The organism is Nodularia sp. LEGE 04288, from assembly GCF_963896525.1.
GTDB lineage: Bacteria > Cyanobacteriota > Cyanobacteriia > Cyanobacteriales > Nostocaceae > Nodularia.
Genome location: NZ_CAWQOY010000160.1, coordinates 88990 through 109924, shown reverse-complemented (window position 1 = coordinate 109924; position 20935 = coordinate 88990). Strand labels below are relative to the sequence as shown.

The window sequence follows — 20935 nt, the reverse complement described above, 5'->3', positions numbered from 1 at the left end:
TCCCCGCAAGCGAGGAGGGGGGATTTGATTGGTTTTGGTGATTGATCATTTTCTCTTTGCCGCGAAGAGGGGGGATGGGAATTTTCCTGGTGATTGATCATTTTCTCCCCGTAAGCGGGGAGGAGGGATTTGATTAGTTTTGGTAATTCCTCTTGGTGAAAACTACCAACCGTTGGCTGTGCGTCCTTTATAAAGTTCACCTGTAAATGGCTGGACACCAATCATCGGATAAGCATCATCCGTAGGGCTAAAAATCCGCACTACAGCTTCAGAAATATACTGCGTTATGCTATCAAGTAACTTTAAAATAGCCATATGAGACTCCTTTCTTGAGTCGCGTCGGTTGTTATTTCTCTACTCTAGTTCTGATATTCTCAACTTAGTTGAAATCTCAATATATTGAAAACATCTGCAATACTTCTTCGGGTATCTTTGCAATACTTTAGCTAATGCCTAAGTCTCAGTTTTACTTTTGATTCTAAATTATTCATCATCCTCTCATCTGAGCCAAATTTTGTCCAGCAATATTGTTGAAAATCACTATTACAATATATTAAATAATCGGATATTTTAGGATTAACCTCTGTTATTTATCCTGAATGACCGCAGTCTATAACTTTATGAGTTTTATAGTTGACATTATTTATAGTAAAATCTACCATAATAGAAGCAGCATTCTTCTAAGGACGCTCTTGCATGGCAACTTTTCCAGACTGGGACGGCGAACTGACTCTGTGTGCGGCTGATTACAGCCTGCTAACTGACCTTTACCAGCTAACGATGGCAGCTTGTTATACAGGCGAAGGTGTAGAACAACGACGGGCGAGCTTTGAATTATTTGTCAGACGCTTACCAGAAAATTTTGGCTATTTAATAGCTATGGGACTAGAGCAGGTTTTGGCATATTTAGCAAACTTTCGCTTTAGCCCATCTCAGATAAAGGCTTTACAGGCAACGGGAATTTTTGCTCATGCAACCGAAAGCTTTTGGTCACTTTTAGCTGAGGGGTGTTTCACTGGTAATGTCTGGGCAGTACCGGAAGGAACAGCCGTATTTGCTAATCAGCCTTTATTGCGGGTGGAAGCACCTCTTTGGCAAGCACAGCTGGTGGAAACTTATTTACTGAATACGATTAATTATCAAACCTTGATTGCCACAAGGGCTGCACGCATCCGGGATGTGGCAGGGGAAGCAGCCACACTGTTGGAATTTGGCACGAGAAGGGCATTTAGTCCCCAAGCCTCTTTGTGGGCGGCGCGGGCTGGTTTGGCTGGGGGATTAAACTCGACTTCCAATGTGTTAGCAGCGCTACAACTGGGAGAACAGCCAAGTGGTACGATGGCTCACGCTTTAGTTATGGCACTTTCAGCAATGACAGGTAGTGAAGAGCGGGCTTTTACTGCCTTTCATCGATATTTTCCCGGTGCGCCATTGTTGATTGATACTTACGATACGATCGCTGCGGCAAAGCAGTTAGCGGCTAAAGTCAATGCTGGCGAAATGGAATTAACTGGGGTGAGGTTGGATTCTGGAGATTTGGTTACTTTGTCAAAACAAGTGCGATCGCTGCTTCCTAATATATCAATTTTTGCTAGCGGCGATTTAGATGAGTGGGAAATTGCCAGACTCAAAGCTGCTGATGCCCAAATCGATGGCTATGGGTTGGGAACTCGGTTAGTTACGGGTGCGCCTGTGAATGGAGTTTATAAACTCGTGGAAATCGATGGTATCCCGGTAATGAAACAGTCTCCTAGCAAGGTGACTTATCCCGGACGCAAGCAAATTTTTCGCTCGTTTGTGGGAGGTAAGGTAAAAGCCGATAAGTTGGCATTAGTAGATGAAAGCAATGTCTTAGGATCACCTTTGTTGCAATTGGTACTCAAGAATGGTGAACGCTTGTATCCGCCAGAAAGTTTACAGGAGATTCGCCAACGGACTGCATCTAATGTGGTTAGTTTACCCCAGGAAACTCGGCGTTTGGATGATCCGGTGGGGGTGGAGATGGAAATTTCTGCTGGTTTGCAGAAGTTGATTTTGAAGACCAAGAATCGAACCGCAGAGGCGCAGAGGACACAGAGATGAGAATTGCTTTGTTTGGTACTAGTGCTGACCCGCCGACGGCTGGACATCAAAAGATTCTCAGATGGTTATCTGAGGGTTATGATTGGGTAGCAGTTTGGGCGGCTGATAATCCTTTTAAGTCTCATCAAACACCTTTAGAACATCGGGCTACAATGCTGAGATTGTTGATTACGGATATTGATACTTCGACTCCGCTCAGTAACCATGTTTCGACTACGCTCAACAACCATACGCCACGGCAGAATATTGCTTTGGAACAGGATTTGAGTAGTTTCAGAACTCTGGAAACTCTGGAAAAAGCTAAGTCTCGCTGGGGGGAGGATACTGAGTTTACCTTGGTGATTGGTTCTGATTTATTACATCAGTTACCGCGCTGGTATCGTATTGAAGATTTGTTACAGCAAGTGCAACTCCTAATTGTGCCAAGACCAGGATATGCCATAGATGAGTATAACTTGGAGGCGGTGCAAAATCTGGGCGGTCAAATTGCGATCGCTAGTTTAACTGGTATAGATGTTTCTTCCAGCGCCTATCGTGAACATGGAGATACTCAAGCCCTGACTCCCCCAATTGTCGCTTATATTCATCAAGAGCATTTGTACAAATGCCAGGACGCAACCACAAAAAGTTACCAACTCCACTAAATCAGCCACCTTGCTTCGGCTCCGTTCAGCAACCTTTAGCCGATTTTAAGGTTGGTGTTGATAATGTGATTTTTTCTGTAGATACTGCCCAAAATCGGCTGCTAGTTCTCTTAATCATGCGACAGCAGGAACCATTTTTAAATTCTTGGAGTCTTCCCGGTACTTTGGTACGTCAAGGAGAATCTTTAGAAGATGCTGCCTATCGCATTATGGCAGAGAAAATTAGGGTGAATAATCTCTATTTAGAACAGTTATACACCTTTGGCGGACCCAATCGCGACCCAAGAGAAGCTACAGGTAGTTATGGTGTCCGTTATCTATCAGTTAGTTACTTTGCTCTGGTGCGGTTTGAAGAAGCCGAATTAATTGCTGATAAAGCCACTGGGATTGCTTGGTATCCAGTTAAAGATGTACCACAATTAGCCTTTGATCATAATCAAGTTTTGGCTTATGGACACAGACGTTTACGAAATAAGTTAGAGTATAGTCCGGTGGCTTTTGATGTTTTGCCAGCTAGCTTTACTTTGAATGATTTGTATCAGTTATACACCACAGTTTTAGGCGACAACTTCGCCGATTATTCTAACTTCCGGGCGCGGCTACTCAAGTTAGGTTTTTTATCCGATACCGGAATCAAGGTTTCACGGGGTGCTGGTCGTCCGGCTAGTTTATATAAGTTTGATGCTGATGCTTTCGCACCTTTAAAAGATAAACCTTTAGTTTTTATTTGACTACCCCAATTTCAGGACATCAATTTATGAAAGCAGCAGCAGAATGTGCGGATATGCAAGAGATTCGGATTGAAATTGATAGAATTGATCATGAGATAATCACGGCTTTTGGTCAACGTTTTGAATATGTGAAAGCAGCAGCAAAATTCAAAACTAATGAAACAAGTGTGAAAGCCCCAGAAAGATTTAATGCGATGTTACAGCAAAGAAGACTTTGGGCAGAAGCATCAGGTTTAAATCCAGATGTAATTGAAAATTTATATCGAGATTTGGTGAGTTATTTTATTGATGAAGAATTAAAAAATTGGCGTTCTAAGTAAGTAATATAGAAATCAATAAATAGAAACAGGGAAACCGTTAATTGCATCAGTTAAGTAGCTCAAACTTAAAAAACGTAATACCCAGATCCCCGACTTCTCGAAGAAGTCGGGGATCTATATCGTCAAGGTTTTATGTTTAATTATGTTGACCTACTTATCGGTCAATTGATTGTTGCTGAAGGCTAAAAGCTCAATTAATCTCTTTTGTATAATCCCAAAACCCAAATCAAAAATGAAAATTGCGATCGCTCAACTAAATCCCATAATTGGAGATTTGCCCGGAAATGCTCAGAAAATTGTGGAAGCAGCCCAACAAGCAGCCGCCCAAGGTGCGCGTTTATTATTAACACCAGAACTTTCTTTGTGTGGCTATCCCCCCAGAGATTTATTACTAAATCCTAGTTTTGTGGCAGCGATGGGCATGACATTGCAACAGCTAGCCCCTGATTTACCGCCTAATTTAGCTGTGTTGGTAGGAACTGTTTCCCCAAATTTAAAAGCGCATACTACTGGCGGTAAATGTTTATTTAATAGCATTGCTTTGTTAGAAAATGGCAAGGTAAAACAAGTTTTTCATAAGCGGCTTTTACCTACATATGATGTATTTGATGAAAATCGTTATTTTGAACCAGGGTTACAAGCTAGTTATTTCACCCTAGATAATCTTGATATTGGTGTAACTATTTGCGAAGATTTATGGAACGATGAAGACTTTTTAGGTAAACGCAGTTATGCCGTAAATCCCATTGCTGATTTAGCGATTTTGCGTGTTGATCTAATTGTGAATTTATCTGCCTCACCTTACAGTCTTGGTAAGCAGCAGTATCGAGAATCTCTGCTGAAGCATAGTGCCATCCGTTTTGACCAACCAATGATTTATGCTAATCAAGTTGGGGGAAATGACGATTTAATTTTTGATGGGCGCAGTTTTGCTTTAAATCGTCAAGGTGAAATTGTCTGTCGTGCTAATGGTTTTGCCACTGATTTAGTCATAGTTGAATTTGATCAGGCGCAGCGAGATTTACAGTTGGCTTCTGTAGTACCTGCATATCAGTCAGATGAGGAGGAAATTTGGCAGGCTTTAGTCTTGGGAGTCCGAGACTATGCCCAGAAGTGTCATTTTTCTAAAGTGGTGCTGGGTTTAAGTGGGGGAATTGATTCGGCATTAGTAGCGGCGATCGCATCTGTAGCCCTTGGTAAAGAAAATGTCCTCGGTGTTCTCATGCCTTCTCCCTACAGTTCGTCACATTCTGTCAGCGATGCTTTGGCATTGGCAGAAAATCTGGGTATCCAAACCACTATTTTAAAGATCGGAGAATTAATGGCAGGGTTTGATCACACCCTAGCTGATTTGTTTGCTGGGACTGAATTTGGTATTGCTGAGGAAAATATCCAGTCCCGGATTCGCGGTAATTTATTAATGGCGATCGCGAATAAATTTGGTTATCTGCTGTTATCTACTGGCAACAAGTCGGAAATGGCAGTAGGTTACTGCACCCTTTATGGAGATATGAATGGCGGGTTGGCTGCGATCACTGATGTGCCTAAAACCCGTGTTTATTCACTGTGTCATTGGTTAAATCGCAATCGCGAAATCATTCCCCAAAATATTCTCACCAAACCACCCAGCGCTGAACTTAAACCCGGCCAAGTTGATCAAGATTCTCTACCCGACTACGAAATTTTAGACGACATCTTGCAACGCCTCATCCATAACCACCAATCAGCCGCCCAAATTGTAGCCGCAGGACATGATCCGGTAATTGTCAACCGAGTCATTCAGATGGTGGCGCGTGCGGAATTTAAACGCCGACAAGCACCCCCAGGATTAAAAATTACTGATCGCGCCTTTGGTACTGGTTGGCGAATGCCAATTGCCAGTAATTGGGCGGCTGTTAAAAATGCCTATCAGACTCAAAGCATCCCCAGCCCGACATTAGTCGGCGGCGACGAACAAGATGCCTAAGCGCAAATCAAATGTTTTGGGAAAAATCTGTAATTGTTTTACCAGTGGGGATTTTAACCACCTAACTCCCGCAACATCCCTTCTATCCTGTTCACTCCCGCCGAGTCATTTCGCCGTTGATACAAGTCGCGAGCTTTCCGAAGCACGTTGTTTGCTTGTGCGGTTTGTCGTCGCTGTTTATACATCGCAGCCATAAACTCATAAGTTTGGGCATTATTGGGATCAAGTTTAATTGCTTCTCCGTAAGCCCAATTAGCGGCTGTAAAGTCTCCCATCCGGGCTTGAGTGATACCTAATCCCAAATAAGCATTCAAATGGTTACGGTTGAGCTGGATGGCACGACGGTAAGATTCTTTCGCTCCATTCGTATCACCCATATTAACTTTGATGTAACCCACAGCGTAATGAAAATCACTATTATTACCGTTAATAGCGATCGCCCGACGATAAGAAGCTAGAGCTGGTGGGAAATTTCCTTGTTTGGCATAGAGATAACCAATACCAGAATGAATTTTAGCGTTTCTTGGCTCAATGTTAGCCGCTTGTTGATAAATGGCGATCGCCCCATTATAGTCGTTAGCTGCCACCAGCCGCTCTCCTTCCTCGAAGAGTCTCTTTAATTGGGGGTTTGTGGTTTGCGCTATGAGTACCTGAGCCTGAGCCACCGAGGGGATGCTAACGGCACTAAATCCTAAGCACAGAACACCAACTACAAGTGATATGCGTTTGTACACAGTCAAATTCCTGAAATTCTAGGGGACTTTTTTTTGTACATTAAAACAAAAATTTTGAGTTTTGAAAACTGTAATTATTTCCCTTCACCAAAGTTAAATAAATTGTCAATTCAGATACTTTTCACAGCACAAAACCTCCTGAGCTTATATTAAAGGACAGATTGATTATTATAAAGTATTCAGTATATCCCACCAATGAATTTGTCTGTGGACAAAATGCCTTTTATTGTGAGTGCTTTTCCTGTGGCCTTCTTGCTATACAAATGCAAGGTATCTTGCCTTGCTATGATGCCACAAAGAGGCCCCGGAGCAGGGAGCAGGGATCTGGGGGATTTGGAACTCACCTACCAAAAGGGTTTCAAGCAACTACATTGATATATGAGGTCAATCTAAAATCTAAAATCCAAAATCTAAAATCCAAAATTGAGTGCAGGGGCTAATTTAATTTATGATTGTAACTACGACTGATGTGATTCAAGGTGCTGTGATTGAATCATATTTAGGCATTGTGACGGCCGAAGTCGTCTACGGCAGCAATTTCATCAGAGATTTTTTTGCCAGCATTCGAGATGTTATCGGTGGTCGGACTGCTAGCTATGAGCGTCTATTTGAGCAGGGACAGCGCCGAGCCATAGAGGAATTAGAACTACGCGCCCAGCGTCTGGGTGCAGATGCTGTAATTGGGATTGAATTTGATACTGGCACAATCAATATTGATCAGACCGGAGTTTTGTTACTGATTACAGCCACAGGTACTGCTGTGAAAATGCGTTAGTTTGTTAATTTTATGATGTTCCTAGCTAATGGGTAATGGCTTAGTTATAATTACCCATTAGTATTTTTTGAGCCTAACTAAAAGAAAGGATCTGATTTATTTGAGCAAGCCATAAAAGAATCTCACATCAACTCTTTCCTTACTCAGGACAGAGAGGACTAATATTGTTTTTTGTCTCAATACAAACTAATTGACAATAACTTACCCAAATATTTAATACTATATCTAAATATGCCAATGAAAACGTCAAAAAGATCAGACATAAAGAATCAATAAATTTAATTGAGATTTATTAAGTAATTTTAGTTAATCCTGCTGAAGATAGAGTAATTAACTCCTTCTATTGATAGATATTAAAAATCATATCTGGCAATTTAATTTTAAGCATAAGCATGAATCATCAAATCAATATAACTGAGAAAAAACTTTGCTGACAAAGCAATGGAGAAAATAAACTATGTCATACATAAATCGCGTAGGCGATGATGTTATTAATGAACCCGCAGTAGCAGGTAGAGTAGCTGAATATCATGATCGCGTCCGCTGGGGGCCAATAATTGCTGGTGTATTGGTGGCTTTAGCTACTCAATTAATCTTGAGTTCCTTGTTTGGTGCTATCGGCGCAGGTACAATTGCCGGTTCAGGAGCGCCCAGAACCATCACACCTGATATTGCTGCTAATGTGGGAATTTGGTCAACCCTGGCTTTGTTAATTTCCCTATTCGTTGGTGGTTGGGTGACGACTCGTGCTTGTGGTCCAATGAACCGGAATACAGCTCTGCTCAATGGCGCAATCCTTTGGGCTACTACTATCGCCCTGAGTTCTTGGCTCTTGGCCAGTGGAGTCTGGGGTACTTTCGGTGTTGTGGCTCCTAATGTTGCAGTAGCTATACCCCCCGAAGCAGTTCAACCAGGCGCTCCCGTACCGCCAACTACTGTAACTGCTGAACAAGCTCGCCAAATTGCTGCGGCTACTTCCAGAGCTTTGTGGTGGTTTGTCTTGGGTTCTTTGTTGAGTTTAGCTGCGGCTCTCATGGGTGCTGTTGTGGGCGCTCGCAGTCCTAGAACTAACAATTATCGGACTTAAATATTTTTGGTACAATTAAAAACAATTCATCCCTGAAAGTACCTTTTTTTAAGGTGCTTTTTATTGTGGAAAATAGTATTTTTCTGAAAGTTGCCTTTTACCACTTCAAATATGAAGCTTCAATTCCTTGTTCGCGCTTGATTTTGGCATCCTTTTCAAACCAGGCAATTAGTTGCTGTGTGGTTAAATCTTCCATAGCAACACCGTACTCTTGGGCAATATGCTTTAAGACTTTAAGGGATGAAATTGTTAATCTGGTTAAAAACTTTTCTGAAGAAGACAACAAAGCTGCATCTACTTTTGCTGATTCTTCTAAGGTGAGAAATTGGGTTGTCGGTTGCTGAGGTGGTATATCCATATATTTAGTTTTTAAACCTAGTTAAATGTTGATTAATGGACAATGGGTAATTCTGGATTGGTAAAAAGCTTTACCACTCAACTATCAGCCATGATTTAAACTGAATGTGATTGTGTTTGTCGAGCTTGCACCAAATAGCCGCAACGATGTTCACCATCGATGATCCAATGGGTACGCTCTACCTGACAATCTGGTAGCACCGCCGCAAACATTTCTAATTCATGACCGCAGATACTAGGGAAAGATTCAGCGACATTAGAAATGGCACAGTTATGCTCCATGAAGATAAAGCTATTCTCCTGTGAGGATTCCACAGAGTGATATTCTGCCATGAAACCTTCCGCTTTTCTCAGATCCACTAAATTAGCTACACGCTCTTCTAGTGATCCATTACCCAAGCGATCGCGATATTCTTGAGCTTTACGCTCCCACTGTTTTTGTAAAATTGACCTAACTTGGTCACGGCCTACGGTTTCTGCTAAAGTATCCAGCAGTGAAACAGCAAATTCACCGTAGCGATCGCTTTGATGATTGTTTAAACTCCGTTGCAGGCGATCGCGTCCCCGGCGACTTAATCTATAGATATGCTGCGGTCGTCCCATACCTATTTGTACAGATGAATACAAAACTAGGTCTTCCGTCTCCAAATCTTTGAGATGACGACGAATTGCTTGCTTGCTGACATCTAAAACTTCGGCTAACTCAAAAGCAGTTGCTTGTGAGCGCTTAAGCAGATACTCCAAAATATCTTGCTTGGTTGAGGTCTGGTGAATAGTCTCCATTTGCTCTACAAGACGCTGCATGAACGTCCCCAAATATTTTTTTTAGAAAATTTGACTTTAACAACATTCTTGTTGTTAATTTAGCGTAAAATGAAAATAAATTAAACAACGAATATGTTGTTTTACTCCCTAAGTCCTATTTTAACAGCCGTGTAGCCACTGGGAAACACGAGAAGGGAAGAGGCTCAAACAGCCCGTCTCCCATCCTTAAAGAGATTTTCGTAAACAGATTCCACGATTCCAGTTCTGAACACAAGAGATTAATACCGATGAGTGCCACTGTCAAAACCTTAGTCAACCAACCCTACAAGTACGGCTTTATCACAGATATCGAAGCCGACACTATCCCGCGTGGACTAAATGAGGACGTTGTTCGCTTGATCTCCTCCAAGAAGAACGAGCCACAGTTCATGTTAGATTTTCGCCTCAAATGTTATCGCCAGTGGCTAAAAATGACGGAACCAACTTGGCCGAGTGTCAAGTATCCAGCTATCGACTATCAGAATATTATCTACTACTCTGCGCCCAAGAAGAAGAAAGCCAAACTCAACAGCTTAGATGAGGTAGATCCTACCTTGCTGGAAACTTTTGAGAAATTGGGTATTTCCCTAAATGAACAGAAGCGCCTAGCCAATGTAGCTGTGGATGCGATTTTCGATAGCGTTTCTGTTGCTACGACATTTAAGGACAAACTCGCCGAAGATGGCGTTATCTTCTGCTCAATTTCGGAAGCCTTACAAGAACATCCCGAACTTGTGCGGAAGTATCTGGGTAGCGTCGTTCCTCCAGCCGACAATTATTTTGCCGCTTTAAATGGTGCTGTATTCAGTGACGGTTCTTTTGTCTATATTCCTAAAGGCGTAAAATGCCCAATGGAATTATCTACATATTTCCGCATCAACTCCGGTGATACAGGACAGTTTGAACGGACTTTGATTGTGGCTGAAGAAGGTAGCTATGTTTCCTACCTAGAAGGTTGTACTGCGCCAATGTATGACACGAACCAATTACACGCGGCTGTGGTGGAACTTGTCGCCCTGGATAACGCGGAAATTAAATATTCCACTGTGCAGAACTGGTACGCCGGGGATGAAAAGGGTAAAGGTGGAATTTATAATTTCGTGACCAAGCGCGGTTTATGTCAAGGTGTCAATTCTAAGATTTCCTGGACTCAAGTAGAAACTGGTTCGGCGATTACTTGGAAGTATCCTAGCTGTGTGTTGGTTGGTGATAACTCTGTGGGTGAATTTTACTCGGTGGCGCTGACAAATAATATGCAGCAAGCTGATACGGGGACGAAGATGATTCACGTTGGTAAGAATACTCGCAGTACGATTATTTCTAAGGGGATATCGGCGGGTAATTCTAGTAATAGTTATCGCGGTTTGGTGAAGGTGAATCCCACGGCTAAGGGTGCGAGAAATTATTCTCAGTGTGACTCGATGCTGATTGGGGATAATGCCCATGCTAATACTTTCCCTTATATTCAGGTGCAGAATAACGCTAGTAAGGTGGAGCATGAGGCTTCTACTTCTAAGATTGGTGAGGACCAATTGTTTTATTTTGCTCAACGGGGTATTTCTCAGGAGGACGCTATTTCGATGATGATTAGCGGTTTCTGTAAGGATGTTTTTAATCAGCTACCTATGGAGTTTGCTGTGGAAGCTGACAAGCTTTTGAGTATGAAGTTGGAAGGTAGTGTTGGGTAGTTGGTTGGTTTTGGATTAACGAACCACAGAGACGCAGAGAGCGCAGAGTAAGAGAAGATAAGAGAAGAGAAGATGATTATTGAAAATAGTGATGTTGTGCTGTCGGTTAGGGATTTGACGGCTAGTGTTGATGGGACTCCGATTCTGAAGGGTTTGAATCTTGAGGTTCGGGCTGGGGAAATTCATGCGATTATGGGACCGAATGGTTCTGGTAAGAGTACTTTTTCTAAGGTTTTGGCTGGACACCCGGCTTATGAGGTGACTGGTGGTGAAGTGATTTTCCAAGGTAAGAATTTACTGGAAATGGAACCGGAGGAACGGGCTAGAAGCGGTGTGTTTTTGGCGTTTCAATATCCTTTGGAAATTCCGGGTGTGAGTAATCTGGATTTCTTACGGGTTGCTTACAATTCTCGGCGGAAGGCTCAGGGTTTGGAGGAGTTGGACGCTTTTGATTTTGATGATTTGATTGAGGAAAAGTTGGAAGTTGTAAAAATGAATCCTTCTTTTCTTAATCGCAGTCTGAATGAAGGGTTTTCTGGTGGTGAGAAGAAGCGGAATGAAATTCTGCAAATGGCTCTGCTGGAACCAAAGTTGGGTATTCTGGATGAGACTGATTCGGGTTTGGATATTGATGCTCTGAGAATTGTGGCTGATGGTGTGAATCAATTGGCTAGTCCAGAAAATGCCACGATTATGATTACTCACTATCAACGTTTGCTGAATTATATTGTGCCGGATTTTGTCCATGTGATGGCAAATGGTCGCATTCTGATGAGTGGTGGTAAGGATTTGGCGCTGGAATTGGAAGAGCGCGGTTATGACTGGGTTCTGGAAGGTGCTGAGGTGGGTGTGTAATGACTATTCAAGTTTCTCCTAGTCCGGTTCCTAACTCGAATCCTGTGAGTTTGATTTCTACTCTGTTAAATAAAGATACTTATCTGACTGGGTTGTTAGATGAAGTAACCGCAGCAACCGCAGCAGATTGTTTCCAGGAATTACGCCAAGGTGCTGCTAATTGGGTACGTCATTCCAGTATCCCTACTACCCGTGAGGAGGAATGGCGGTTTACTGATTTGTCGGCGCTACGTCAAGTGCAGTTTCATGTGGAAACACAATTAAAATCAGTTGATATCTCGGCTTTAACTTTACCAGAGGCTGTTAATAGTCGTTTGGTGTTTGTTAATGGTGTTTATGCGCCGGATTTATCCGCCGTTGCAGATTTACCTTCTGGGGTTGTGGTCGGTAATTTGGCTGATTTTTCCAGGTCTCAGCAGGAGCGTGTTAAACAGTTTTTAGCACAAGCTGAGGGTTCACAGGAAGTTTTTACTGCTCTCAATACTGCTGGAATATGTGATGCGGCGGTGGTTTGGGTGACTAAGAATGTCATTCTGGAAACGCCTATTCATCTGTTGTTTATTGCGGTTGCTGGTGAACAAGCGACGATTTCTCAGCCTCGTTGTTTGGTGGTGGCTGAAACTGGTGGTAGTGTGACTGTGGTGGAAGATTTTACTAACCGCACAGACGCAGAGAATGAGGGGGTTTACCTCACTAATGCGGTTACGGAAATTTGGCTGGGTGAAAATGCTCAGGTAAGTCATACTAGGATTGAGCGGGAAGGTGCAGAGGCTTTTCATGTGGGGAAGACTGCTGTTACCCAAGCTCGTGATAGTCGATATACTTGTCATGCTTTGAGTTTTGGTGGGAAGTTATCGCGCCACAATTTAGAAATTTTGCAAACTGGTGAACAAACTGAAACGACTCTCAACGGTTTGACGATGATTTCTGGTAGACAGGTGGGTGATACTCACAGTGCGATCGCACTTAATCATCCCCATAGTACCAGCACACAGTTACATAAATGTATTGTAGGCGATCGCGCTCATGCAGTATTCAATGGTAAGGTGTTTGTGCCGAAAGCAGCGCAGTTAACAAATGCTGGTCAGTTAAATCGCAATTTATTGTTATCATCAAAGGCCAGAGTTGATACTAAGCCCCAGTTAGAAATTACCGCCGATAACGTTAAATGCGCTCATGGTGCTACCGTCAGCCAATTGGAAGACGATGAAATCTTTTATCTCCAAAGTCGGGGAATTAACGAAAATGAGGCGCGTAAGTTGTTAATTAATGCCTTTGCTGCGGAAATTATCAACCAAATCCCAGTCAAATCTCTGCAAGCAGTCCTATTCAACACAGTTAATAGTCTCAAGTCTTTGACTAATGACTAATGACAAAAATTTCCTTAATGCTAGTACAAACCCCCAGATAAATCTGGGGAATCAATCCCAAATCCCAAATCCTCAAACCTATAGATTTATCTGTGGAGTCAATCCAAAATCTAAAATCTAAAATCTAAAATTGTATGACTTTCACCCCTACCAAAACCCTAGCTGATCAAGTTCGCGCTGATTTCCCGATATTGCATCAGGAAGTTAACGGGAAACCGTTGGTTTATCTGGATAATGCAGCTACTTCCCAAAAACCTTTGTTCGTGTTAAATATTCTGCGGGATTATTACGAACAATATAATGCGAATGTGCATCGTGGCGCTCATACTCTGAGTGCTAAAGCCACTGATGCTTATGAAGGTGCGCGAGATAAAGTAGCAAAATTTATTAATGCTGCATCACGTCAGGAAATCATCTACACTCGCAACGCCAGTGAAGCCATTAACCTGGTAGCCTACAGCTGGGGGATGAACAATTTGCAAACAGGGGACGAAATTATTATGTCGGTGATGGAACACCACAGTAATATTGTTCCTTGGCAACTTGTATCACAAAAAACGGGTGCGGTGTTAAAGTTTGTGGAATTGACACCAGAAGGCAGTTTTGATTTAGAACAGTTTAAAAACCTGATTTCTGACAAAACTAAATTAGTCGCTGTGAGTCATGTTTCTAATACTTTGGGTTGTATTAATCCAGTAGCAGAAATTGCGAAAATTACTCACAAATACGGTGCAAAATTATTAGTTGATGGTTGCCAAAGTATACCGCATATGCCTGTGGATGTGCAACAAATCGACTGTGATTGGTTGGTGGCTTCCGGTCATAAAATGTGCGCCCCCACTGGCATCGGATTTTTGTATGGTAAATTGGAACTGTTAGAATCAATGCCGCCATTTTTTGGTGGGGGTGAGATGATTGCAGATGTGTATTTAGATCATTCTACCTACGCAGAATTACCGCATAAATTTGAAGCGGGTACTCCAGCAATTGCGGAGGCGATCGCATTGGGAGCGGCGGTAGATTATCTTAGTAACATTGGGATGGATAAAATCCACGCCTACGAAGCCGAACTCACCGCTTATTTGTTCCAACAATTAGAGCAAATACCCCAAATCACAATCTACGGACCCAAACCCAACGCCAAAGGGGAAGGAAGGGCTGCATTAGCTGCATTTACAGCCGCAGATGTCCACCCCAACGACTTATCGACATTATTAGACCAAGAAGGCGTAGCGATTCGTTCTGGACATCACTGCACTCAACCATTACATCGTTACTTAGGTCTACCGGGAACCGCACGGGTAAGTTTATCTTTCTATAATACCCGCGAAGAAATTGATATTTTTATCAAAGCGCTGAAAGAAACTCTGGAGTTTTTTGCTGGTTTCCTTGCTTAAGTACGAGGTGGGTAATTCCCACCTTTTTGATGTTTCGCGCTAAATCAAAACTATAGTTATCCGATTTAGTTAATGACAAATTTTAAAAAATCTAATATTGTCATGGAATAGGTATTGTAATATGCTTGTCCAGTCAACGCTTGCTGAACAAAGAACGGTTTTACATAACATCAGTTGGGAAACATTTGAAGCCTTGCTGAGAGATACAGGTGAGGATAGAGGTTCTCGGCTTGCTTATGACTGCGGTATTTTAGAAATCATGACCCCACTTTTTGAACATGAAAACGCTAAAAGTAATTTTGGCAATTTTATTATTGCTTTAGCTGAAGAATTAGATATTGAAATTAAAAGTGCTGGTTCCACAACACTGAAGCGGCGATTAGCAAATAGAGGTATAGAGCCAGATAATTGCTATTATATTCAAAATGAGCCAGCTATTAGAGGTCAGGAAACACTAAATTTAGAAATAGATCCTCCCCCTGATTTAGCCATTGAAATTGATATTACCAGTAGTTCAGTTAATAAACTGGGTATTTATGCAGCGCTGGGTGTGACTGAATTGTGGCGATATAACGGGGAAGATTTAAAATTTTACCAGTTGGTAGAAGGAGAATATATTGAGTGTAACTTTAGTCTGGCTTTTACCCTAATTTCAGTTAGTGATATCAGTCGATTTATTCAGCAGAGTAAAAACATCGGCGAAATTTCTTTATTAAAATCCTTTCGCGCTTGGGTGAGGGAAAAGATACAGTAGTTGCAATTTTTCGGAATCATTTATATATATAAATTACAAATTATGAGATTATCCCTCCTCGTATTCAATAACTTTGGCGTAATCACCCAAGGCTTCACAAGTAAACTTCAAACTTGCCAAAGATTGCTTTTCAATTTGAGCATCTCTAATTTGTCTCCCTAAAAGCAAACGTTCTTCGTAATATTTAATTGCTTGCTTATAGTCACCCAATGCTTCACAAGTAACTCCTAAATTTCTCAGAGATTGTTCTTGAATACGTGTATCTTTGAGGTCTTTAGCTAATTGTAAACGCTCCTCATAATAGAGGATTGCTTTACCATAATTGCCTGTAGCACAGCAAGCTTTACCCAAGTTCCTCAGTACATTGGAAGCATGGCGAATATGGCTGAATAGGCGGGCTATTCTCACACATCTTTCATAGTAAGCGATCGCTTCCGGGTAATTGTCCAACGCGTAATAAGTATTACCTATATTGTTAAGTACCTGTTCCATACCCCAATTGTCGTCGAGTTCTTCAACAAGTGCTAAACTTTGTTTTTGATATTCAATCGCTTGAGCAAATTTACCAGCAGCTTTATAAACCAATCCCAAATTATTTAATGCTGCAACCTGACTCCGCTTATTTGACATCTGAAGGGTAATTTTTAACCCCCGTTGCAAATACTTTATTGCTCGTTTATAGTCCTTCAGGTGACGGTAAGCATTACCCAAAAGAGAAAGTGCTTGCATCTCGCTCAATAAATCTGGGCTAGTCTGTTCCAAAGCTAGACACTGCTGGGAATAAGAAATTGTGCTTTGATAATCACCTGATGTATAGGTTACAAGTGCTAAAAAAGAAAGTACTTGTTTCTGTTGTTGTATATTACCAACAGCCCGAAACATCTGTAGCGCTTGTTGTAATGACTTTAACGCTGCGATTAATTCACCAGCTTGTTGCTGTTCAACTCCTAGATCCAGTAAATTGGATGCTTCCAATAACTGGTGATCTCTTTCCTGTGGAAGTACCATTTCCCCCAAGGTACTCTGGTCAAATTTATGTGTAATAGTATTCGGCTTGATTTGTTCCAAACTATTTTTTATACTGTCGTTAACTTCACCGTTGCACATCGACCAATTCCTGTTGAATCTTGTGATAAATCTAGTGTTCCCAAAACCACAGTTTGACTTTCATCGGTGAAATAATCGGGAGATGTCTAATGCAAAGAATCCTAGAACCAGAAGTGATGGATACCTGGGAAGAAGCCATTGAGTATGATGCAATGGATTTCACTGAAGTAAATACGGCTTTTGCGTCAGAGGCGATCGCCTTGGGGCCAAAACAAGCTAGTTTAGTCTTAGATGCTGGGACTGGAACTGGTCGAATTCCGGTGTTAATCTGCCAAATGTGTCCTCAATGGCAAATTGTGGCCATTAATTTAGCTGCGTTAGCGTAGCTTACCGTAGGTATCGCCATTGGACGATTGAAAGATCCTGGACTTGCTAACGAAAAGAAATAATTAGGTGCGTTTTTACCTAACCTGCTGCTTGACGCACCTTGCTGTTCTACTCCGAAGTTTTATCTATTCATTGGTGTTTTGCTACTCCAAACCTGCTCAAATTCGGCTTTGGTAATCCCAAACTCTTGAATATCTGCTTCACCTAAAGGTTTATCACATAACATTCCATGATTATCTGTAAAGTGGCTACCATCGTAAAATAATACGTTGCCATTTTCGTAAACTTCTATTTGTCTGACAGCGCATAAATCATGGCCCACTTCCATAAAATAGGTACTTGTACCCCAAGTATCATATTCGCCGCCAAGAGATTCATCCCAGAACCATTTACAATATTGCTTTAACTTTCTTGATAGAGACATAATTTATTGACTCCTATAAGGGATTTTTACTTTCAAGCTACTCTATGAGAATATGCTTTTCGTATGTCTAGACGAGCATCCCTTGAAAAGTTAAGTGCAGCAAAATGCTCTTACAAGGTAACGCACTATCAGAACTCGATGACTATGAAGATTAGTTTCAGACTTTGAGAATGCTTTGCTCTCAATAATTGTTGGAGACATCTGCAAGAACAAGCATTAACAACAATAATCTTATTTTACCTTAATATTCTCAACCTGTAGGCCATTATTATAGCGCAGTATCTCTCGCACTTCCATTAAAATGATGCCCAACATATTTTTACCACTACCATCAGATCCACAACCCCAATAGTAATCAATAGGTGAGTTTTCCACGATTTCTTGATTATCTGTGGCTAGTAATATTTGCCTAATATCCTGATGTGTTTCAAATTTACGCAGTACCGCTTTTCGCATCACATCATCTTTAACCTTTTCCCAGTCTTGGCGTAAAGGACGGCTTCTTTCACGTCCCATTTTTGCAGCATCTTTAGGAGTTTTGACTAAGCGTATTTGTTCTACATGGAATGTCCCCATAAATTTTTGGGCTTGAAAATAGTGTTCACTGGTAGACCAATACAAATTATCCAACTCAAAGCCGTGGGGGGAAAAGTTGGAGAAGCAGCCATATTGTTCGCGCGCACTGTAAAAATAGATTGTCATGATTTTTTAAAGAAATATTAGTTAACTATATTTCGCTAGTTTAGTTGTGTTTGAATTGGTAAGAGAATGATAAATTCTGTTCCCTGTCCTAACTCGGAGATTACTTCTATTTTCCCTTTGTGTTTGTCGATTATCTGATAAGAGATACTTAAACCTAAGCCAGTGCCTTTACCTACTGGTTTAGTTGTGAAAAAAGGATTAAATAACTTATTGATAATTTCTGGTGGAATTCCCAAACCGTTATCTTTAATTCCTACTTTGATATAATCAGCATCTAATTTTGAAGTTTCTATAGTAATTTGTTTTTCTCTGTTAGCTTTTTGTTCCATTAACGCATCTATAGCGTTACTTAAGATATTCATAAATACTTGATTTAGTTGAGATGGATAACATTCAATTAAAGGTAAAACTCCATAGTTTTTAATTACTGCTATTTCCTGGTTAATTTTGTGATTTAGAATTAATAGGGTGTTGTCAATTCCTTCGTGAATGTTCACTTTTTTTATAGCTGATTCATCGAGGCGGGAAAAATTACGTAAAGATAAGACAATTTCCCGAATACGTTGAGCGCCCATTTTCATAGAAGTAAGTAGGCTGGATAAATCTTTAGTGATAAAATTTAAATCTATTTGTGCGATTTTTTCGGCAATAATCCAGCTTGGTTCTGGGTACTCTTGCTGATATAAATCTATTAAAATTAATAAATCTTGAATATACTCATTGGCACACTCGATATTACCATTAATGAAATTAACTGGATTATTTACTTCATGAGCTATACCTGCTACCATTTCTCCCAGAGAAGACATTTTTTCGGTTTGGATTAATTGTCCTTGGGTTTCTTTCAAATCTTGGAGAATTTTTTGCAGTTCCTGAGTGCGTTCTTCTACCCGTTGCTCTAAATTTTGGCGTGCTAATTCCAATTCCTGAGTGCGTTCTTCTACCCGTTGCTCTAAATTGTCACGTGCAAGTTCTAATTCTTGTGTATAATCACCTACCCACTCGACTAATTGATTTAAGGAAGTAGCTAAAGTCCCAACTTCATCATTACTGTTGATATTAGCTCTAAGTTTAAAGTTGGATTCTTGCGTAATTCTTCTAGCAACGTTAGTAACTAATTCTAAAGGACGAGCAATTAACCTACTGCTATATATTGCTAGTGCTGCGGCGATCGCACCGGAGAACAGCATACTACCAAGAATAACTGTGATTCGCAGTTGTTGAGCTTTTTCAAAGTGAGTATGTGCTTTTTGTTTTTGACTATTCGCCTGACGGATAACTAGAATTAATTCGTCGGAAAGTTGATCGAATCTTAGATTGATATTAACTTGCTGTTTTTCCTGAAGTAAAATCATTAATTCTGTATAATTAAGCTTGACTTTTTCTTCAGACAAGTTATTTTTTTCGACTTGTTCCCAGAAAGCTTTTACTGTTTCAGTATATAGTCTTGTCGTAAAATTATAATCATCTAAAAGCTGCTCAAATTCTATTTGACTTATGACTAAATCATTGGAATAAGTATTAATAAATATTTGAATTTCCTCTAAATGTTTATTTACTGTAATTAGTTGATTTTCAAATTGATTTTTTTCAAATTCAAACCAAATTGAATTATCTAAAACAGGAGCTAAACGTTGTGGATGTAGTCTGATTCGTGCGACTGCATTTTCTAAATCTTTTAACAGAGATTGCTGTTGATAAGCAATATCTAATTGTTTATGGGCATATATTTCGTTGTTGTATGCAAGTAGCAAACCACTTATTGTCCCGATAAAAGAAATGCCAATTGCCACAGTGTAGCCATAACTAATTTTCTGGGCAATATTCCAACGATTACTTAAGTTTGTTAGCCAGCTTAACTTTTGTTTGAATAGATTTTGATAATCTTTAATCATTCATTTATGTTGAACTTAATTAGATAAAATTACCCTGTCCTATTTTTTGATAAACTTCACGAATTATGTTGTATTCAGCATCATTGATTGGGATCAGTTTTGAGCCTTGATAAGGTTGGTTTACTGTCGCAACCAGCAGACTTTTCAGTAGTTTATCTTGATGTTTCAGCATACGCGATCGCACATCTTCTATAAAGCTAGGTGCAAACTGGTTATTAATGACGAATAAATCACTAGGTAGCAGTGCGCCTTTAGCGATTACAGAAAATTCTTTCTCAGACAAACCTCCAGACTTCAGGGCTGTGTTGTATCTATCAGATGCAATTGTCCAAGCATCTACTTTGCCTTTTCTTAAAGCCTCTATTCCCTCATCACCTAACATGAGAATTTTGACATCAGTATTGGGATCTAATCCAGCATCTATCAGCATCTTTATCGGAGCCAAATGTCCAGAAGTCGAACCAGTTGTTCGCATGGCAATTGTTTTGCCTTTTAGTTGAGCTAATGATTGAATTTTGCTATCGGCACGGACAACAATAATGGGATAATAGTTAAGGCGTTGGATAGCAAGAAGCGGTATAGCTTTAGCGCGAGAACTTAAAACTACGTATTCTGATGGCCCTGCTAAGACAATATCTACTTGACCAGATTGCAATGCTGGTGCTGCTGCTGTGCGATTTTCCACGGGAAAAAATTCAATAGCTATGCCCAAAACTGCTTCTAAGGTACTGCGAAAAGCTCCATAATTCCGCTGTAAATCTTCAATACCAGTAGCATCTGCTACGGCAAATTTTAGTTTTTCTGATGAATATATTAAGGATTTATTAGAGTTATGATTGTTCTGGCTAATTCCTGTTGTACAACCGCCAATGAACAGGATAAAATTAAAAACTAATTTACGCCTTTTCATAAATAT

The 20935-nt window shown here is 40.7% G+C and carries 21 protein-coding genes and 1 pseudogene; 13 read left to right on the top strand and 9 right to left on the bottom strand.

Annotated elements, in window-relative coordinates; genetic code table 11:
• Positions 1-162 precede the first annotated feature (162 nt).
• On the bottom strand, positions 163-315 hold the full coding sequence (locus AACX33_RS23700) for a nicotinate phosphoribosyltransferase (protein WP_193997862.1): 153 nt from the start codon (positions 313-315) through the stop codon (positions 163-165).
• A gap of 381 nt (positions 316-696) precedes the next feature.
• Here AACX33_RS23700 and AACX33_RS23695 point away from each other — a divergent pair, with 381 nt between their 5' ends.
• The 5 genes from AACX33_RS23695 to AACX33_RS23675 all read left to right on the top strand — a co-directional run bounded on the left by AACX33_RS23695 (position 697) and on the right by AACX33_RS23675 (position 5743).
• Positions 697-2082, top strand: a complete 1386-nt coding sequence (locus tag AACX33_RS23695) for a nicotinate phosphoribosyltransferase (RefSeq protein WP_193997863.1) — start codon at positions 697-699, stop codon at positions 2080-2082.
• Positions 2079-2726 carry a nicotinate-nucleotide adenylyltransferase gene (locus AACX33_RS23690; protein WP_193997864.1) on the top strand — a complete coding sequence of 216 codons (648 nt, stop codon included), beginning with the start codon at positions 2079-2081 and terminating at the stop codon, positions 2724-2726. Before AACX33_RS23695 ends, AACX33_RS23690 begins: the two co-directional genes overlap by 4 nt.
• Positions 2687-3457 (top strand): NUDIX hydrolase, encoded by a 771-nt coding sequence (locus AACX33_RS23685; protein WP_193997865.1) that lies wholly within the window; start codon positions 2687-2689, stop codon positions 3455-3457. The genes AACX33_RS23690 and AACX33_RS23685 overlap by 40 nt, the downstream gene beginning before the upstream one ends.
• A gap of 26 nt (positions 3458-3483) precedes the next feature.
• Positions 3484-3777, top strand: coding sequence for an isochorismate lyase (locus tag AACX33_RS23680; protein ID WP_193997866.1), 294 nt, complete (start codon positions 3484-3486; stop codon positions 3775-3777).
• Positions 3778-4009: 232 nt separating this feature from the next.
• The gene (locus AACX33_RS23675) at positions 4010-5743 is read left to right on the top strand and encodes an NAD+ synthase (RefSeq protein WP_193997867.1); all 1734 of its coding nucleotides are present in this window, start codon (positions 4010-4012) and stop codon (positions 5741-5743) included.
• A 53-nt stretch (positions 5744-5796) separates the two neighbouring features.
• Here the strand turns inward: AACX33_RS23675 and AACX33_RS23670 are convergent, their stop codons facing one another.
• The gene (locus AACX33_RS23670) at positions 5797-6477 is read right to left on the bottom strand and encodes a tetratricopeptide repeat protein (protein WP_193997868.1); all 681 of its coding nucleotides are present in this window, start codon (positions 6475-6477) and stop codon (positions 5797-5799) included.
• A 448-nt stretch (positions 6478-6925) separates the two neighbouring features.
• Between AACX33_RS23670 and AACX33_RS23665 the strand changes: the two genes are divergently transcribed.
• Complete coding sequence (locus AACX33_RS23665; protein WP_193997869.1) at positions 6926-7252, top strand: YbjQ family protein; 327 nt, start codon at positions 6926-6928, stop codon at positions 7250-7252.
• A 457-nt stretch (positions 7253-7709) separates the two neighbouring features.
• Positions 7710-8339 carry a hypothetical protein gene (locus tag AACX33_RS23660; protein WP_193997870.1) on the top strand — a complete coding sequence of 210 codons (630 nt, stop codon included), beginning with the start codon at positions 7710-7712 and terminating at the stop codon, positions 8337-8339.
• Positions 8340-8436: 97 nt separating this feature from the next.
• Here the strand turns inward: AACX33_RS23660 and AACX33_RS23655 are convergent, their stop codons facing one another.
• Positions 8437-8697, bottom strand: a complete 261-nt coding sequence (locus tag AACX33_RS23655) for a hypothetical protein (RefSeq protein WP_193997871.1) — start codon at positions 8695-8697, stop codon at positions 8437-8439.
• Positions 8698-8792: 95 nt separating this feature from the next.
• Positions 8793-9479, bottom strand: coding sequence for an iron-sulfur cluster biosynthesis transcriptional regulator SufR (gene sufR / locus AACX33_RS23650; RefSeq protein WP_193998041.1), 687 nt, complete (start codon positions 9477-9479; stop codon positions 8793-8795).
• Between the two features lie 269 nt (positions 9480-9748).
• Here sufR and sufB point away from each other — a divergent pair, with 269 nt between their 5' ends.
• From sufB to AACX33_RS23625, 5 genes are all read left to right on the top strand, one after another.
• A complete protein-coding gene (sufB, locus tag AACX33_RS23645) occupies positions 9749-11188 on the top strand; it encodes a Fe-S cluster assembly protein SufB (protein WP_089093160.1) in 1440 nt (479 codons plus the stop codon).
• Positions 11189-11260: 72 nt separating this feature from the next.
• Positions 11261-12043 (top strand): Fe-S cluster assembly ATPase SufC, encoded by a 783-nt coding sequence (gene sufC, locus AACX33_RS23640; RefSeq protein WP_193997872.1) that lies wholly within the window; start codon positions 11261-11263, stop codon positions 12041-12043.
• On the top strand, positions 12043-13413 hold the full coding sequence (sufD, locus tag AACX33_RS23635; protein ID WP_193997873.1) for a Fe-S cluster assembly protein SufD: 1371 nt from the start codon (positions 12043-12045) through the stop codon (positions 13411-13413). The genes sufC and sufD overlap by 1 nt, the downstream gene beginning before the upstream one ends.
• Before the next feature lie 134 nt (positions 13414-13547).
• Positions 13548-14810 (top strand): SufS family cysteine desulfurase, encoded by a 1263-nt coding sequence (locus tag AACX33_RS23630; RefSeq protein ID WP_193997874.1) that lies wholly within the window; start codon positions 13548-13550, stop codon positions 14808-14810.
• 121 nt (positions 14811-14931) lie between these two features.
• Positions 14932-15564 carry a Uma2 family endonuclease gene (locus AACX33_RS23625; protein WP_193997875.1) on the top strand — a complete coding sequence of 211 codons (633 nt, stop codon included), beginning with the start codon at positions 14932-14934 and terminating at the stop codon, positions 15562-15564.
• A 48-nt stretch (positions 15565-15612) separates the two neighbouring features.
• On the opposite strand, the gene AACX33_RS23620 is transcribed toward AACX33_RS23625, so the two are convergent.
• Positions 15613-16671: a tetratricopeptide repeat protein gene (locus AACX33_RS23620; RefSeq protein ID WP_193997876.1), complete on the bottom strand. Its 1059-nt coding sequence runs from the start codon at positions 16669-16671 to the stop codon at positions 15613-15615.
• Between the two features lie 89 nt (positions 16672-16760).
• On the opposite strand from AACX33_RS23620, the pseudogene AACX33_RS23615 reads away from it, so the two are divergent.
• Positions 16761-16985: pseudogene (locus AACX33_RS23615) on the top strand (SAM-dependent methyltransferase); the annotation flags it as partial.
• A 134-nt stretch (positions 16986-17119) separates the two neighbouring features.
• Here the strand turns inward: AACX33_RS23615 and AACX33_RS23610 are convergent.
• The 4 genes from AACX33_RS23610 to AACX33_RS23595 all read right to left on the bottom strand — a co-directional run bounded on the left by AACX33_RS23610 (position 17120) and on the right by AACX33_RS23595 (position 20929).
• Complete coding sequence (locus AACX33_RS23610; RefSeq protein WP_193997877.1) at positions 17120-17422, bottom strand: hypothetical protein; 303 nt, start codon at positions 17420-17422, stop codon at positions 17120-17122.
• A 231-nt stretch (positions 17423-17653) separates the two neighbouring features.
• The gene (locus tag AACX33_RS23605) at positions 17654-18124 is read right to left on the bottom strand and encodes an NADAR family protein (protein ID WP_193997878.1); all 471 of its coding nucleotides are present in this window, start codon (positions 18122-18124) and stop codon (positions 17654-17656) included.
• Between the two features lie 35 nt (positions 18125-18159).
• Positions 18160-20019 (bottom strand): sensor histidine kinase, encoded by a 1860-nt coding sequence (locus AACX33_RS23600; protein WP_193997879.1) that lies wholly within the window; start codon positions 20017-20019, stop codon positions 18160-18162.
• A gap of 19 nt (positions 20020-20038) precedes the next feature.
• Positions 20039-20929, bottom strand: a complete 891-nt coding sequence (locus AACX33_RS23595; RefSeq protein WP_193997880.1) for a phosphate/phosphite/phosphonate ABC transporter substrate-binding protein — start codon at positions 20927-20929, stop codon at positions 20039-20041.
• Between the last annotated feature and the right edge of the window lie 6 nt (positions 20930-20935).